Consider the following 14,471-nt stretch of genomic DNA (forward strand, 5'->3'; position numbering starts at 1 on the left):
TTTCCGGCCGGGTCTCTGCCAGGGCTTTAACTGCCCGACTATTCAGCAGAGGATCGGGTAGAGAGTGACCTCACGGTCACTCCCTCCCACACCGCATTGCCCCAGTGAGGGCTACGGACATGCCGTTCGGCATCCGGCGGTTTTCAAACGTAAGAGGCGGGCTTACTGCATCTCGAGGACGCTGAAAAGCCCCATCCGCTTGAAGAAGCTGTTGTCGAACGCTTGCCGCATGTGGAGGGCTTTCGAATTCCACCACGCCCCGCGGCCGTTGACCGAGCTCTTCCATGCTCTTTCGGGGCCTATGCCCCTTCTGATCAGATTTCGCTCTCTCGTCCGCGGGTTCTTCCACGCAATCCATATGGGCTTGCTCAGATGTCGTCTGATGTGAGTGTCTAGTTCCTCGAAGACGCCCTTGCGTTCGTCCAGTCTGAAGTACTGTCTCCATCCTCGCAGGACTGGGTTTAGTCGCGCGATGGTTGCGCGCAGGGAAGTTCCTCGCGCACAGTAGAAGATGTTCTTCAGTTTGTCACGGAGCCGTCCGAAGCTTTTCGGATGCGCGCGGGGCGCACCTGTTGTGCCGACGAAGGTGTAGGCGAGAAATTTCGCTCTGTTGGGGCGAAACACGCCGCTCTTGCCGCGATTGACTCGCAGCTTGAGCGTCCCCTCTATGAAAGCGATTAAGTTCTCGAGCACTCGTTCCCCCGCTCTCCTCGATCTGACGTAAACATTGTTATCGTCAGCATACCGGGTAAATCGCAGACCCCGCTTTTCGAGGTATTTGTCCAGTTCGTCCAGGACGATCAGGGACAAAATCGGGCTGAGCGGCGACCCCTGCGGAGTTCCTTCATCCCTCGCCTGTACCATGCCTTCCGTCATGATGCCCGTGCGAAGGTATCGGCGGATGAGCCTCAGGAGCATCTTGTCTTCGATGTGCTTTTCCAGTTTCGACATCAGGCGATCATGGTTGACGGTATCGAAGAATTTCGCGAGGTCCATTTCCACCACGTAGCTGTACCCTTCGGCTATGTACCTTTGGGCCTGTTCGACGGCCTGATGGGCACTCCTCCCGGGGCGGAATCCATAACTGAATTCCGAAAACGTCGGGTCGAAATGCTCAGTCAGCACCTGAGCGATGGCTTGTTGGATCACTCTATCCTGCGCCGTCGGGATGCCGAGCATTCGCGTGCCCCCGTTCGGTTTTGGAATGTCGACGCGCCTGACCGCGGCAGGTATATACCTGCCCTCGCGGATGTGCGCGCGGATGCTTGCTCCATGTCTTTCAAAGTGAGCCGGCAGTTGTCTGACGGTCATGCCGTCAACCCCCGCGGCTCCCTTGTTTGCCATCACCCTGCGACATGCTTCGCGCATGTTTTCGGGTGATAGGACTTCTTCCAGCGTTATCACTGGTTACCTCCTGTGTTCGTCCAGTGCACAGGCCCCGTCGCCCTTTCGACCCATCTGGCCGCTCTCGTTCGGTTTCGGATTCCGTCCGTTGCCGCCGGAGGCGATCTACTTCCTATCGTTCGACTTAATGGGATGGTCAGCCCCTGCAGCGGAGCATTATTCAGCGACCATCCATCATGAAACCTTCATTAGAAAACAAAAGGAGCGCCCTTATTTCTCAGAAGATAACCCCGCCCGGGGTTATAACTGAGTTATCCCAAAAAGAGGAACGCTCCACCATGAATTCTACCTTCTCAGGCAACCCCGCTGTTGTCATCGGCATTGATCTTGCCAAAAGCCACTGCGATGTCGTCGGCTACGACAAGGACCGAAAGATGGTGCTCCAGCGCCCCCGCATCTCACACAGGAAACTGCTTGAGATGCTCTCAAACATGCCCCGCGCCGTTGTTCTGATGGAAGCCTGCGGCGGGAGCCACTGCTTCGTCCGCAAGGTCAAGGCGCTGGGCACGACGGCCGGCTCCTGAACCCGGGCGACGTGAAGCGCATCCGGGGCGGCCATCAGAAGAACAACATGCTTGACGCGGCCTACATCGCCTGGGCCTGGTATATCCCCGGAATCGCATTTGTGGCCGCGAAAACACAGGCCCAGCAGGATCTCCAGGTCCAGTAGCGCATTTATCAACCCAAAAGTTCTGCAATAGAGCCACGAAAGCCTTCGTGGCTCTGGCTCATCAAATGCCGAGCAGCTTCAGGAACAGTTGGTCGCGCTTCACGGACTCGGTGCTCCAGCGCCTCATTCCCCGCGGCGTCATCACGGAGGTCGTCTTCACGCAGTCAAACCACTCGAGGACTTGAATCAGGGACCTGGCCTCAAGCCATTTCTTGAGACTGACTTCCAGATCGAGCTCGGTCTTCGTCTTCCCATCCTTTTCCGTGCCGAGCCGCTCCTTGATCTCGCCAATCCGCTTGGTGAGGTAGCAGTGGTAGCCGAGCGCGACAAACTGCACGAAGAGCCTGCCCTGAAGGCTGTCAGGGTGCCAGACGCGTGGGCGGCTCCCGTCCATGCCATTCTTTTGGACATTGAAGAGCTCCTCAATCTTCTCCCTCAGCCTGTAGGACTTCAGCGCCTCCTCGGCGTCCTTGACCTCATTGGAGACAAGCGCGAAGAAACCGAAATACTTCCTGGCCTCGCGGAAGGCCTCGTCTCTGAAGGCCACCTTCAGCTTCCCGCCGCGGCCCACGGTCGAACAGTGGAGGAACTTCTCCGCCTTCTTTTCGCCCGCGGGGGAGAGCTGCTCGCCAGCCTCGACGAGCCTCTTGAGCTCGAACAGGTCGTTCACCAGCCTCTGCTCGTCCTTTGTGGCGCGGTCCCTGGAATAGCAGACATGGACATAGAGCCTGCGGCTGAAGGTCTCCGCCTCGCCGGCGGCAATGCCGCCGCGGCTCCTCTGCCTGACGACGGACAGCTCCTTCATGACCATTTTCGAGGCGCAATGGACCGAAGTGTCGAACGAGCAGACGGAGGACACCGAGTCGAGCCTGTCGCGCAGCTCGTCGACGATCTCCCGAATCCAGAGGGTGGAGGGCGAGGCGAGCGTCAGGAACTTCATGCTGTTCCGTGCGAACTCCGCCATGTTCGCCTGGCTGTAGAAGCCGTTGTCCGTAACTACGACGGGCTTGTCGATGTCGAAGCACTGGAGCTGGCGGATGGCGTTCTGGATGGAGATGACGTCCGGCACGTTCCCCGGCTGCTTCGCGAAGGCGACGGGCTGGCGGTCATTCACCGAGTAGAGCGTGAGCAGCTTGACGGTGTCCAGCCCGTCGCCGTCCTTGTTGAATCCCTGGCGGGCCTCGGCCTGCCCCGAGCTGTAGGTCGAAACCGTGGTCGAGTCGAAGGCGATGCTCGGGGACGTCTCGAGCCTTGCCGCCCGGGAGGCAAAGAACTTCTGCTGCCCGTCGCCATCCTTGCCGACCTTGTCGAAGAGCTCGCTGCAGGCGCTTTCGCCCAGGCCTTCCTCGTAGGGCGTCGGGTGGCCGACCTGCCAGGCCTCCATGCGGGGGATCGCCGCGCCGTCCGTGGCGATCAGGTAACGGGCGATGGTGGCGATCTTCTGAGCCGCGGCCGTCCCGAAGGCGCTTTCAAGCCCCTTGTCGATCCCGGTTTCCCTTGCGACAAGGTCCAGGATGTCAGCCAGGCAGGCGTGCTCGATGGAGGCGGAAGCCTCCTTCTTAGACCTGCTTTTAGGCCTTGTCGGAACAATTTCGCCTGTCTCAGGGTCTAGTTTGCCCAAAAGCTTGTTTTTCAACGTGACGGTCTTCTGCGTCTCCCGGTCGTACTGCGTGTGGCGCTCGTAGACGTAGACATCCCCATTGGCGCGGGTTACGCGGCGCTGGCCGACATGGATTTTTCCGGTATAGGTGCGGGACATGGCTGGCTCCAATAATGTTATCTATATTATATATAGTAACACTAAATGGGTCGAGAAAAAAACGCAGAAAACATCCCCTTTCTGCGGTCTACTCAGCCGAAATCAACCGAACGTGTGCCTGTTGTAGAACTTTCAGGATATGGATTAGATTTCCCACCGGCCAGCAATTCCTGCCCTTTGGCTATAGTCGCAGACAAAGCATTAAACTCACTTTGCTTTGTTTTTTCCTGTTCGATAGCTACGAGCCTCTTATCTCTCGATTTGTAGATTAAAACCCCAGAAACAAGAAAAACACATATAGCAATCGTTACTTCGATTTGTCCACCGTCCATTTTCCCAACCGTATTAGCAAAAATTGCATTCCAAAATTCAGATGTCGGAATATTTTCTAACCAGCTGCCATCTTTAGTTGTTAGCTTTATTTCGAAAAGTTGCCGTTCATCTGGGGTTAATGTCCTAATATCGGTCGTTCCGTGCAAAGCGTAAGCCGCTAATCTGAAAAAATCTTCTTGGATTTGCCACAGAGACCGTAATTGTTCTCCAGGGATGAAATTCCCGTAACCTTCTCCTTCTACGTGGATAACCAGTACTCCAAGTTCTGGAGATAGCTTAAGCTGTTTTTGGCCTGGTTTAACGCCGGCTTCAGCAAATTCCAACAACTCCTCAAAATTGTTGATTTCGATCGTCCCTGAACTTAAAGAATTTCCCATGGCGAAGCCCTCCTAAAGCTTATAGCACTGCCTGTTTATCCGACATGAACCAATGACATGCAGAATTTTCCCCAAGCATCGTAGACCTCACGCATATCACCCAGAGCCTGCTCCCGATCGTACGCGCACTGGTAGGACTCGTTGCGGTGATCCAAGCAGCTTTCTCTCAGATCGCGCGAAAACGGCTTGTGGGAGTATCCCTTGGCATCCTTGGCCCAAGTATTGAAAGTTGCCCGCGCGAGCCCGTGGAGGGTCACTATACGGGGTTTGCCGGTCTTCGCATGGAACTGATCAGGGTCTACCCAGCCAATCCCGTCAATTCTTTTCTGTTTGTCGTGCATGCGCTTAATCAGCGCCCGGACAGAATCACGGGAAAAAGGAGAATTTCTCCCCTTGTTCACATTGGGGAAAATATAGGAATCTGGAGACCTCCCTACCCGTGGGGCTGATTCCAGCAGCTGAACGGCTTCTGGGCAAAGCGGTGTTTTGCGGTCAAAGGGAATCTTTTCGCTCTTCACCTTCATGCGGGCACGGGGAATAACGTGCAGCCACCTCCCATCATCATCCTGCTGGATTTCCCCCCATGTTGCTTCACGCGCTGTTGTGTTGCGCGCTGAAGTAAGGATCGCGAATGCAAGACAGCGGGCCGTCTGACTAACCGGGACAAGCTGCATAAGTGCCTTAAAGAAAGCCGGCATACGTTTCGGCGGCAGTGCCGGCTCGTGCCCACCTTCCGGTCGATTTAGTGGCAGCAAATCCCCTAAACGCCCGTCCACCACTTGGCACGGGTTAACCATCGGCGGGATCATCTCCGAGCGTATTGCCCAATCAATCGCTCTTTTAGCGTCGCTAAGGATCCTTTCGGGCGTGTCAATCATGGTTCCCCACTTTTCCCCCAGGGCATCACAGAACATTTGAGGTTTCAGGTCTACAACCGGACAGTCTCTGATTTCTTTAGGGATGTGATTCCTGAAAAAGCCATCCCAAACCAGATCGCGGGATTTTTCAGCGTTTTTCCACCTCCCCCTCTTTGTGTTGAACTCAATCCACTTCCAGATAAGTTTTTCAAAGGTTAGTGCGTCCTCCTCTTTTTGAGGTGCCGGGGAGGGGCGTAGCGCGTCTCTGGACGCTTTCTCCTGCTCAGATGGGTCAATCCCTTCCGCTATCAGTTTCCTCCATCTGAGCCCCTTCTCGAAGGCCTCAGCGAGTGACATTTCGGGATACTTCCCGAGAGTAAAGACCCGCTTCAAACCACGATCCCGAAGCAGGAAATAACGGGCATATGTCCCGTCCTTGAGCTTCCTGACTCCAACATAAAGCCCGGGGACAATCCCGCATGAAGCGTCAGCCGTCAGGGCTTTCAAACGCTTGTCAGTCATCCTGTTTGCCACGCGCATAACGCTCAATCTCCGTAATCGAATGTTTTTAAATAATAAATACGATTATTACCACAAAAAATTCCGTTATGTCTGGGGAGAAATTGAAGTTTCCCCGCTCATTTGTGGTAATGATTGTGGCATAGATTCTTAGATAATGACACGCCTTACAGAGAGGATTAGAGACAAAGACAACACGCGTATTGTGTCTTAAGCTCTTGTTTTTATTGAGTTGCCGTAGATGAATACAAAGAAAAAGGAGGCAACTTTCGTTGTCTCCTTTCCTGGAATTGGTCGGGGTGGTGGGACTCGAACTCACGACCCCTTGCACCCCATGCAAGTGCGCTACCAGGCTGCGCCACACCCCGAGAGAGATGAACTATACCACAAAATCTTCATAAAAGGAAATTTTTGATGGAATCCCTGATATTCCGGAGTTCCTCGACCACATTCGGGCTCACGGCGGCTCTGCCTTCAGTCGCCTGAGCGACTGCTGTCTTCCGGTGCTTCAGATGCTTCTTCGCGCCGGCCAGCGTATAGCCCTGATCATAGAGGAGCGAGCGGATCTCACGCGCCGTGAGAATATCCTTCTTCTCATAGCGGCGGCGCGAACCGTGACGGCCCGGCGAAAGCTGCTTGAACTCATCCTCCCAGAACCGGAGAACCGAAGTCGCGACTCCGACCAGCTCAGCCGCTTCGCCGATCGTGAAAAAGCGTTTCTCCGGAATCGGCGGAAAAGCTCCGATTTCTTTCTCTGACATGCCCTTTTCCTTCTCTAGCTGACCTTCCGATTCTAACCGCTAAAAGGACGGGCTTAAAGAAAAGCGGCAGAACCGTTTTACCGGTTCTGCCGCTCTCAAACACTCGGATTACAAAGCGATTTTAATTCGCAGACTTCGCCGGGAAGCCGGCAAAGACTGCATCGCGGAGCTTAGCCGATGCGTGGAACGTAACGACACGGCGGGCCGTGATCGCGATTTCCTCACCCGTCTTCGGGTTGCGTCCGGGGCGCTGGGGCTTGTCGCGCAGCTGGAAGTTGCCGAAACCGGAAAGCTTCACGGGGCTGCCATGCTCCAGGCGGGAGCGAATCTCGTCGAAAAACACATCGACAAGCAGCTTCGCTTCGCGCTTCGAAAGACCCATCCGGTCAAACAGAATATCGACCAGATCGGCTTTCGTCATCGTCGTCCCGACGGTGGGGGAAAAATCATTCTCTTCAATAGCCATTTCAAAGGTTACCTAATTAAGCACGAAGTTTAATGCCAAGGGGTTCAAGTCCAGCGATCACCGCTTCAGTCGCGCCTTCGATCTGGGCTTCAGTCACAGCCTCTTCACCGAAGGACTCCAGCACGAGGCGGAAGGCCATCGACTTATCGGCGGAAGGCTGATTTTCCGGATGGTACACGTCGAAGAGACGGAAGTCGGTGAGACAGGCGAGTCTCACATCCGTTCTCCGGGCGGCGCGCACCGCGTCGAAGATCTGCTTCGAAGTCACAGAGGCCGGCACTGCGAGCGAAATATCGCGCAGCGACTTCTGGAACTTGGAAACGGGCTTATGCTCGGGGACCGGCACGCTGAGCAGCGGCTCTACATCGATCTCGAACACCACAGGGCAGAGGGGGAGATCATACGCCTGCTGAAGCCTCGGGTGCAATTCGCCGATGAGACCGATCCGTTTTCCGTCAAGATACACCCCGGCGCTGCGGCCCGGGTGAAGCGACGGGAAGACTTCCGGAACAAAATCAAGCGTGAGCGGGAAGGCGAGGCGTTCGAGGTCACCCTTCACATCGAAGAAGTCCACGCGGCGGGACTTGATGCCCCACTGCGGAGCGTCCGCGGTGCCGTAGGCGAGACCGGCGAGGTGCTCGGGCTGACGGACGCCCTTCACGGACGTGTCAGAAGGCTCAATCGTCGGATCCTGGAAGAACACGCGGCCGAGCTCAAACACGCGCACACGGTCTTCCTTGCGGTTCAGGTTGTAGCGCAGAATGTCGACAAGGCCGCCGATCAGCTGCGTACGCATCACGGAGAGCTGCGAGGCGATCGGGTTCAGCAGACGGATCGGGGCAGCTTCGCCGCCGAAATCCTTCTCCCACTTCTCTTCGACAAACGAGAAGTTCACGAGTTCCTGATAGCCGCGGCCGGCAAGCTTCAGACGCAGGTCATGCTGCGTGCGGCGATCCTCGCGGGACGGCAGCATCACAGCGCGCTCAAGCGGCGGATTTTCCGGCAGCTTGTCGTAACCCCAGAGACGGGCCACTTCTTCCACGAGGTCCTCTTCGATTTCGATATCGAAGCGGTACGTGGGAGAGGTCACCGTGAAGAGGTCACCGTCACGCGTGTACTCAAACCCGAGACGCTTGAAGGCTTCTTCCATGAAGTCGGTCGGAATGTCCACACCGACGAGCTTGCGGCAGCGTGCAGCGCGGAACTTCACGACGCGGCGCTCCGGGAGATCGGACTCAATGTCGCTCACCGGGCCGACGCGCGTGGTGTCGGTTCCGCAGATCGAGAGAACGAGCGCCGTGATGTACTCGAGATGCTCACGGGTCGTTCCATAGTCGACACCGCGCTCGAAACGGAACGAGGAGTCAGACGAGAAGTTGAGCTTACGGGCGCGGCCCTGGATCGCGGCCGGACGGAAGAACGCGGACTCGATGAAGAGGTTCACCGTGTCATCCGACACAGAGTCCGCCGAGCCGCCCATGATGCCGGCGATCGCCTGCGAACCGTTATCATCCGCGATCACGCCGTAGTACGGGGTCAGGTCAACGGTCTTGCCGTTCAGGAGCTCAATCTTCTCGCCTTTCTTCGCCCAGCGCGCCGTCACGGTGCCGGAGAGCTTATCGAGGTCAAAGAAGTGAGTCGGACGGCCGAGCTCGAGGAGCACGTAATTCGAAATATCGACGAGAGCCGAAATCGGACGCTGACCGCAGCGCTCAAGCCGCTCCGCCATCCATTCAGGCGTCTTCGCCTTGGCGTTCAGCCCCGTGATCACGCGGCTCGTATAACGGGCGCAGAGGTCAGAGGCCTCAATCTTCACGGCATGAGCCGCGTCAGTCGTCACAGCGGCTTCATGGATTTCCGGGAGCTTCAGCTCAGCCCCCGTCACGGCGTGGACTTCACGCGCGATACCGGTGAGAGAAAGCGCGTCACCGCGGTTCGGCGTGACGTTCAGATCCACCACGACGTCGTCGAGGTGAGCGTACTTGCGGATATCTTCGCCGATCGGGGCGTCTTCCGGCAGAAGCCAGAGACCGTCATGATCCTCGGACACGCCGAGCTCACGGGCCGAGCAGAGCATGCCGTTCGAGGGCACGCCGCGCAGCTTCGCCTTCTTGATCTTGAACCCGCCGGGGAGCTCAGCTCCCACCATCGCGCAGGGCACACGCACCCCAGCTCGGACGTTCGGCGCGCCGCAGACGATCTGGATCAGTTCGCCAGTGCCGGCGTTCACCTGGCAGACATGCAGGTGATCGGAATTCTCATGGTCGCGGCATTCAACGACTTCAGCAATCACGACACCCGTGAAATCGGGGGCCGCCTTACGGGCTTCGTCCACTTCGAGGCCGTGCATCGTGAGCGCGTCCTGGAGCTCCTCGCTCGAAATCGCGGGATTCACATACGTACGAAGCCAGCTTTCAGAAAACAGCATTTTTCTTCCCCATTACTCGTTGAACTGGCGAAGGAACCGGAGGTCGCCTTCAAAGAAGAGCCGCAGGTCGTCGATGCCGTAGCGCAGCATCGTGAGACGCTCAAGACCCGAGCCGAAAGCGAAGCCGCAGTACTGCTCGGGATCGAGCCCGTAGTTGCGGACCACGGTCGGGTGCACTTCGCCGGCGCCGGAAATCTCAAGCCACTTGCCCTTGCGGGAGCCGGTGGTGAACATCATGTCCACTTCAACAGACGGCTCGGTGAACGGGAAGTAGCTCGGACGGAAGCGCACGATGAGGTCGTCGGTTTCGAAGAACCGGCGCAGGAACATGGAGTACACGCCCTTCAGATCCGCGAAGCTGATGTTTTCGCCGAGCCACAGTCCTTCGACCTGATGGAACATCGGGGAGTGCGTGGCGTCGGAGTCAACGCGGTAGGTACGTCCCGGAGCAATCACCTTGATCGGCGGCTTGTGGGTGCGGGAGTAACGGACCTGCATCGGGGAGGTGTGCGGGCGCAGCGGCAGCAGCAGCCCCTTCTCATCCTTCATGTCGACGTAGAACGTATCCTGCATCGAGCGGGCCGGATGGTTGAGGGGGTTATTGAGCGCCGTGAACGTGTACCAGTCGTTCTCGATTTCGGGGCCGGAGGCCACGTCGAAACCGATCGAACGGAAAATCTCTTCAATACGCATCCAGGTGCGGATCACGGGGTGGATGCCGCCGGCGGGAGACGTACGTCCCGGCAGCGTCACATCGATCGCTTCCTCGGCAAGCTTCTTCTCGAGAGCGGCCTGCGCGAGCGCTTCGCGGCGGGCGTTCAGCGCCTCTTCCACAGCACGCTTCGCGGCATTGATCTCAGCACCGGCCGCCTTCCGCTGGTCGGCTGCGAGATCCCGCAGACCCTTCATCATTGTCGTGAGGGTGCCGGACTTCCCAAGGAATTTCGCCTTGGCATCTTCCAGCGCTGCAGGCTGCGTCGCTTCAGCGAAAGCCTGCCGGGCGGATTCAATCAGTTTGGATAAATCTTCCATTTTTTGATTCCGATACGGAAAACGTGGGCAGCAGCGGTCTGCTTTCTTGCCCGCAATACAGAAGAAGATAACGAAAAAAGGGGCGGCCCGGTACTGCTGGCCCGCCCCTTTTAAAGCTGGAGCACCTCAGCCGAGGCTTCAGCGCTCCTGTGCTTTGACAAGTGGATTCACCAATTAAGCACGAGCTGCCTTGGCCTTTTCGACCAGAGCAACAAAGCCTTCCTTGTCAAACACAGCCATATCAGCGAGCACCTTGCGATCAAGGAGGATGTTCGCCTTGTGAAGGCCGTTGATGAAGGCGCTGTAGGTCATTCCGTTCTGACGGGTAGCCGCATTGATACGGGCAATCCACAGACGGCGGAAGACGCGCTTCTTCGCACGGCGGTCACGATAGGCGTACTGGGCGCCGCGCATGACGGCTTCCTTGGCCACACGGAACACATTGTTGGCACGAAGGCTGTAGCCCTTCGACAGGGCGAGCAGCTTCTTATGACGGGCACGAGCGGTTACACCACGCTTAACTCGAGGCATCTTTTTATTCTCCTATCCAGATCAGGAAGCGATGGCAAGCATGCGCTTGACGTTGAGCTCATTGCACTTCGCAACCGTCACCATGCCGCGCAGGTGACGCTTGTTCTTGGTCGTGCGATGGGACAGGATGTGACGCTTGGTCGAGTGGCCAAACTTGATGGAACCGCCGGAGCGCACTTTAAAGCGCTTGGCAGCAGCCCGCTTGGTTTTCATCTTCGGCATTTGCCGTTTCCTCTTTATTGATGACTCAAAGGCGCCTTCCGGAAAAAGTTTGGATGGTCTTGAACTGCCCTTGAATCACTTCTTCTAACTCCGACACTTCCCGGGTTGGGAGAAGTTTCGGAGGTACTGCAAAACTGGTCAGAAATGCCGGAGGAGAGAAACGCATCTCCCCCGGACGATTTCGTCTGATTACTTCTTGCGCTTCGGCCCGAGCACCATGATCATCTGGCGCCCTTCGAGCTTCGGATTCTGCTCAACCTGAGCGATATCACCCAGCTCGGTCTTCACGCGGTCCATAAGTTCCACGCCGAATTCCTGATGGGCCATTTCGCGGCCGCGATAGCGGAGCGTAATTTTAGCCTTATCTCCGCCTTCAAGGAAGCGGCGGACAGCACGGATCTTCGTCTGAAAATCGTTTTCGTCGGTCGCGGGGCGGAACTTCACTTCCTTCACCTGCGTGACCTTCTGCTTGGCCTTGGCTTCCTGAGCGCGCTTCTGTTCCTGGTACTTGAACTTGCCGTAGTCAATCAGCTTGCAAACCGGCGGACGCGCCTTCGGCGCGACTTCGACCAGATCCACGCCGAGCTCTTCAGCCTTGTGAAGAGCGTCGTACGTGTTCATGATGACGCTGGTTCCGTCCGGCATCGTGACTCGGACCTCGGGGACCCGGATTTCACGATTCAGACGATGACGATTTTCCTCTTTTGCAGGGTTATCCCTACTATTTGTTATCACTTATTAACCTCAATGTTGGTGTGATCGGCGACCTGAGCCGCGAGCAGCGCAGCAAAGTCGTCAAAACTCATAGCACCGATATTCCGGCCGCCGCGCTCACGGACAGCCACTGTACCTGCCTGCTTTTCCTTCTCACCCACAACCAGGATGTAAGGAACTTTCGTCAGACTAAGTTCGCGAATTTTATAGTTGATTTTCTCACTGCGCAAATCCTCTTCTACTCGATAACCCGCATTGAAGAGTTTCTGATAAACCTCGTGAGCGTAGTCTGCCTGGGAATCCGTAATGGAGGCAACCGCTACCTGAGTCGGTGCGAGCCACGGCGGAAGGGCTCCGGCGTAGTTCTCAAGCAGCATACCAATCCAGCGTTCCAGAGAACCGAGGATAGCACGATGGAGCATAACCGGGACCTTTCTCTGGTCATCGGCATCAACATATTCCGCTCCGAGACGGCCCGGCATCTGGAAGTCAACCTGAACCGTACCGCACTGCCAGCTGCGGCCGAGGCAGTCACGGAGGTGGTACTCAACCTTCGGGCCGTAGAAAGCGCCTTCACCCGGCAGCACCTTGTACTTCACACCGGCGCGGTCGAGAGCGATCATCAGATCCTTCTCAGCCTTGTCCCAGGTCGCGTCGTCACCGATACGCATTTCAGGACGCGTCGCGACGAAGTACTCAATATCGTCGAATCCGAAGTCCTTGTAGACCTTCTTCACGATCGCGGTGAAATTCACGCATTCGTCGAGAATCTGATCTTCCGTGCAGAAGATGTGGCCGTCGTCCTGCGTGAAACCGCGGACGCGCATCAGGCCGTGCAGAGAGCCGGACGGCTCGTTGCGGTGGCACTGACCGAATTCACCGTAGCGGATCGGCAGATCGCGGTAAGAGCGGAGCGCGCTCTTGAAGATCTGGATGTGGCCCGGGCAGTTCATCGGCTTCAGAGCGTAGATGCGGTTCTCAGACTCCGTCGTGAACATGTTGGAGCGGTACTTCGCCCAGTGGCCGGACTTCTCCCAGAGGGAGCGGTCGAGAAGCTGCGGAGCCTTCACTTCCTGGTAGCCGTTGTCGCGGTAGATGCGGCGCATGTACTGCTCGATCACCTGCCAGAGGGCCCAGCCCTTCGCGTGCCAGAAAATCATGCCCGGGGCTTCTTCCTGGAGGTGGAAGAGGTCCATGTCCTTGCCAAGCTTGCGGTGGTCGCGGCGGGCGGCCTCTTCGAGCATGTGCAGATAAGCCTTCAGCTCATCCTTCGTCGCGAACGCGGTGCCGTAGATACGCTGCAGCATCTCATTCTTCGAGTCGCCGCGCCAGTAAGCGCCGGCCACCTTCATCAGCTTATGCACCTTCAGCACACCGGTGCTCGGCACGTGAGGCCCGCGGCACAGATCCGTGAAGTCGCCCTGCGTGTAGAGCGTGATCTTCTGGTCTTCCGGAATCGCCTTCACGAGTTCGACCTTATAGTGCTCGCCGAGCTTATCGAAGAAGGAGATCGCCTCGTCGCGCGTCACTTCGCGGTGCGTGATCGGGAGGTTCTCCGCCACGATCTCGTCCATGCGCTTTTCGATCTTCGCGAGGTCTTCTTCCGAGAAGGGCTTCTTGCAGGAGAAGTCGTAGTAGAAACCGTTTTCGATCGACGGTCCGATCGTCACTTCGGCTTCCGGATAGAGCTGCTTCACTGCCTGAGCCATCAGGTGAGCGGTGGAGTGGCGAATGATGTCAAGACCTTCCTCATCCTTACCGGTGATGATCGCGACAGAGGCGTCGTGATCCACGGTCTCGGAGAGATCCACAAGCTTTCCGTCCACGCGGCCGGCAAGCGCCGCACGGGCGAGTCCGGCACCGATCGAAGCGGCAATCTGCGCCACTGTCACGGGGCCTTCAAACTCGCGCTTTGAACCATCCGGCAAAGTAATTTCCAACATTTGACACTCCCTTTTCAACCCCTTCAGACAGGGACTTCTCTTTCAAAAGATTTCTTGCCCAGACTGTTTGCCGCCTGAAGAGCGGCAACTCTGACCGCCCGTCAGGCGGTTCTGCCGGCCGGTCCGCCCAGGTAAAGGATATCGGCCGCCGGCTCGGGCTGCAAAGAATAAAAAAAAGTGCGGCCCGAGCCGCACTTTCTTTTTTAAAGCAACAGAACTGCTGTGTGACTCACCATCGGTTTTAGATGATGGTCAGTGTAGTTCGATTCATCAGAGAAAAATCTAACAACACAGCACTCCCAGAAAAATTTGGTAGGCACGATTGGACTCGAACCAACGACCCCCACCATGTCAAGGTGATGCTCTAACCAGCTGAGCTACGTGCCTGAGAGAATTAGAATTCTACGGATCCAAAATAAAAAAGCAAGAGTTCCCCCTAAAAATATTTTATTTTA

At 56.9% G+C, this 14,471-nt stretch carries 14 protein-coding genes and 2 tRNA genes; 2 read left to right on the forward strand and 14 right to left on the reverse strand.

Features of this window, described 5'->3' with window-relative positions; translation table 11 throughout:
* Positions 1-162: 162 nt before the first annotated feature.
* Positions 163-1,344, reverse strand: a complete 1,182-nt coding sequence (gene ltrA, locus M4NBBH2_RS01565) for a group II intron reverse transcriptase/maturase (RefSeq protein ID WP_238691363.1) — start codon at positions 1,342-1,344, stop codon at positions 163-165.
* Between the two features lie 338 nt (positions 1,345-1,682).
* Here ltrA and M4NBBH2_RS01570 point away from each other — a divergent pair, with 338 nt between their 5' ends.
* Positions 1,683-1,928, forward strand: coding sequence for a hypothetical protein (locus tag M4NBBH2_RS01570; protein ID WP_116269440.1), 246 nt, complete (start codon positions 1,683-1,685; stop codon positions 1,926-1,928).
* A gap of 11 nt (positions 1,929-1,939) precedes the next feature.
* Positions 1,940-2,074: a hypothetical protein gene (locus M4NBBH2_RS12190; protein WP_269148209.1), complete on the forward strand. Its 135-nt coding sequence runs from the start codon at positions 1,940-1,942 to the stop codon at positions 2,072-2,074.
* Positions 2,075-2,135: 61 nt separating this feature from the next.
* Here the strand turns inward: M4NBBH2_RS12190 and M4NBBH2_RS01575 are convergent, their stop codons facing one another.
* The 13 genes from M4NBBH2_RS01575 to M4NBBH2_RS01635 form a co-directional block, all read right to left on the reverse strand.
* Positions 2,136-3,833: an IS1634 family transposase gene (locus M4NBBH2_RS01575; RefSeq protein WP_116269441.1), complete on the reverse strand. Its 1,698-nt coding sequence runs from the start codon at positions 3,831-3,833 to the stop codon at positions 2,136-2,138.
* Positions 3,834-3,925: 92 nt separating this feature from the next.
* The gene (locus tag M4NBBH2_RS01580; protein WP_116269442.1) at positions 3,926-4,543 is read right to left on the reverse strand and encodes a hypothetical protein; all 618 of its coding nucleotides are present in this window, start codon (positions 4,541-4,543) and stop codon (positions 3,926-3,928) included.
* Positions 4,544-4,578: 35 nt separating this feature from the next.
* Positions 4,579-5,922 (reverse strand): tyrosine-type recombinase/integrase, encoded by a 1,344-nt coding sequence (locus M4NBBH2_RS01585; RefSeq protein ID WP_235005614.1) that lies wholly within the window; start codon positions 5,920-5,922, stop codon positions 4,579-4,581.
* A 288-nt stretch (positions 5,923-6,210) separates the two neighbouring features.
* Positions 6,211-6,287: transfer RNA gene (locus M4NBBH2_RS01590), tRNA-Pro, on the reverse strand.
* 27 nt (positions 6,288-6,314) lie between these two features.
* A complete protein-coding gene (locus M4NBBH2_RS01595; RefSeq protein WP_116269444.1) occupies positions 6,315-6,680 on the reverse strand; it encodes a MerR family transcriptional regulator in 366 nt (121 codons plus the stop codon).
* Positions 6,681-6,801: 121 nt separating this feature from the next.
* A complete protein-coding gene (locus tag M4NBBH2_RS01600) occupies positions 6,802-7,146 on the reverse strand; it encodes an integration host factor subunit alpha (protein ID WP_116269445.1) in 345 nt (114 codons plus the stop codon).
* A gap of 16 nt (positions 7,147-7,162) precedes the next feature.
* Positions 7,163-9,574: a phenylalanine--tRNA ligase subunit beta gene (gene pheT, locus M4NBBH2_RS01605; RefSeq protein WP_116269446.1), complete on the reverse strand. Its 2,412-nt coding sequence runs from the start codon at positions 9,572-9,574 to the stop codon at positions 7,163-7,165.
* A gap of 12 nt (positions 9,575-9,586) precedes the next feature.
* On the reverse strand, positions 9,587-10,606 hold the full coding sequence (pheS, locus tag M4NBBH2_RS01610; RefSeq protein ID WP_022444823.1) for a phenylalanine--tRNA ligase subunit alpha: 1,020 nt from the start codon (positions 10,604-10,606) through the stop codon (positions 9,587-9,589).
* Between the two features lie 174 nt (positions 10,607-10,780).
* Positions 10,781-11,137 carry a 50S ribosomal protein L20 gene (gene rplT / locus M4NBBH2_RS01615; protein ID WP_116269447.1) on the reverse strand — a complete coding sequence of 119 codons (357 nt, stop codon included), beginning with the start codon at positions 11,135-11,137 and terminating at the stop codon, positions 10,781-10,783.
* A 21-nt stretch (positions 11,138-11,158) separates the two neighbouring features.
* Complete coding sequence (gene rpmI / locus M4NBBH2_RS01620) at positions 11,159-11,359, reverse strand: 50S ribosomal protein L35 (protein ID WP_022444821.1); 201 nt, start codon at positions 11,357-11,359, stop codon at positions 11,159-11,161.
* A 189-nt stretch (positions 11,360-11,548) separates the two neighbouring features.
* On the reverse strand, positions 11,549-12,094 hold the full coding sequence (gene infC / locus M4NBBH2_RS01625; RefSeq protein WP_174703609.1) for a translation initiation factor IF-3: 546 nt from the start codon (positions 12,092-12,094) through the stop codon (positions 11,549-11,551).
* On the reverse strand, positions 12,091-14,016 hold the full coding sequence (gene thrS / locus M4NBBH2_RS01630; protein ID WP_116269448.1) for a threonine--tRNA ligase: 1,926 nt from the start codon (positions 14,014-14,016) through the stop codon (positions 12,091-12,093). The genes infC and thrS overlap by 4 nt, the downstream gene beginning before the upstream one ends.
* Before the next feature lie 310 nt (positions 14,017-14,326).
* Positions 14,327-14,403, reverse strand: a tRNA-Val gene (locus tag M4NBBH2_RS01635).
* Between the last annotated feature and the right edge of the window lie 68 nt (positions 14,404-14,471).

Source organism: Mesosutterella multiformis (assembly GCF_003402575.1).
Classification (GTDB): domain Bacteria; phylum Pseudomonadota; class Gammaproteobacteria; order Burkholderiales; family Burkholderiaceae_F; genus Mesosutterella; species Mesosutterella multiformis.

Excerpts from the sequence above, each read along its gene's own strand:
- rplT (WP_116269447.1), bottom strand. The coding sequence starts at position 11,137 with ATGCCTCGAGTTAAGCGTGGTGTAACCGCTCGTGCCCGTCATAAGAAG.
- rpmI (WP_022444821.1), bottom strand. The coding sequence starts at position 11,359 with ATGCCGAAGATGAAAACCAAGCGGGCTGCTGCCAAGCGCTTTAAAGTG.
- M4NBBH2_RS01600 (WP_116269445.1), bottom strand. The coding sequence starts at position 7,146 with ATGGCTATTGAAGAGAATGATTTTTCCCCCACCGTCGGGACGACGATG.
- M4NBBH2_RS01595 (WP_116269444.1), bottom strand. The coding sequence starts at position 6,680 with ATGTCAGAGAAAGAAATCGGAGCTTTTCCGCCGATTCCGGAGAAACGC.
- M4NBBH2_RS01585 (WP_235005614.1), bottom strand. The coding sequence starts at position 5,922 with ATGACTGACAAGCGTTTGAAAGCCCTGACGGCTGACGCTTCATGCGGG.
- M4NBBH2_RS01575 (WP_116269441.1), bottom strand. The coding sequence starts at position 3,833 with ATGTCCCGCACCTATACCGGAAAAATCCATGTCGGCCAGCGCCGCGTA.
- pheS (WP_022444823.1), bottom strand. The coding sequence starts at position 10,606 with ATGGAAGATTTATCCAAACTGATTGAATCCGCCCGGCAGGCTTTCGCT.
- M4NBBH2_RS01570 (WP_116269440.1), top strand. The coding sequence starts at position 1,683 with ATGAATTCTACCTTCTCAGGCAACCCCGCTGTTGTCATCGGCATTGAT.
- ltrA (WP_238691363.1), bottom strand. The coding sequence starts at position 1,344 with ATGGCAAACAAGGGAGCCGCGGGGGTTGACGGCATGACCGTCAGACAA.
- pheT (WP_116269446.1), bottom strand. The coding sequence starts at position 9,574 with ATGCTGTTTTCTGAAAGCTGGCTTCGTACGTATGTGAATCCCGCGATT.
- M4NBBH2_RS01580 (WP_116269442.1), bottom strand. The coding sequence starts at position 4,543 with ATGGGAAATTCTTTAAGTTCAGGGACGATCGAAATCAACAATTTTGAG.
- thrS (WP_116269448.1), bottom strand. The coding sequence starts at position 14,016 with ATGTTGGAAATTACTTTGCCGGATGGTTCAAAGCGCGAGTTTGAAGGC.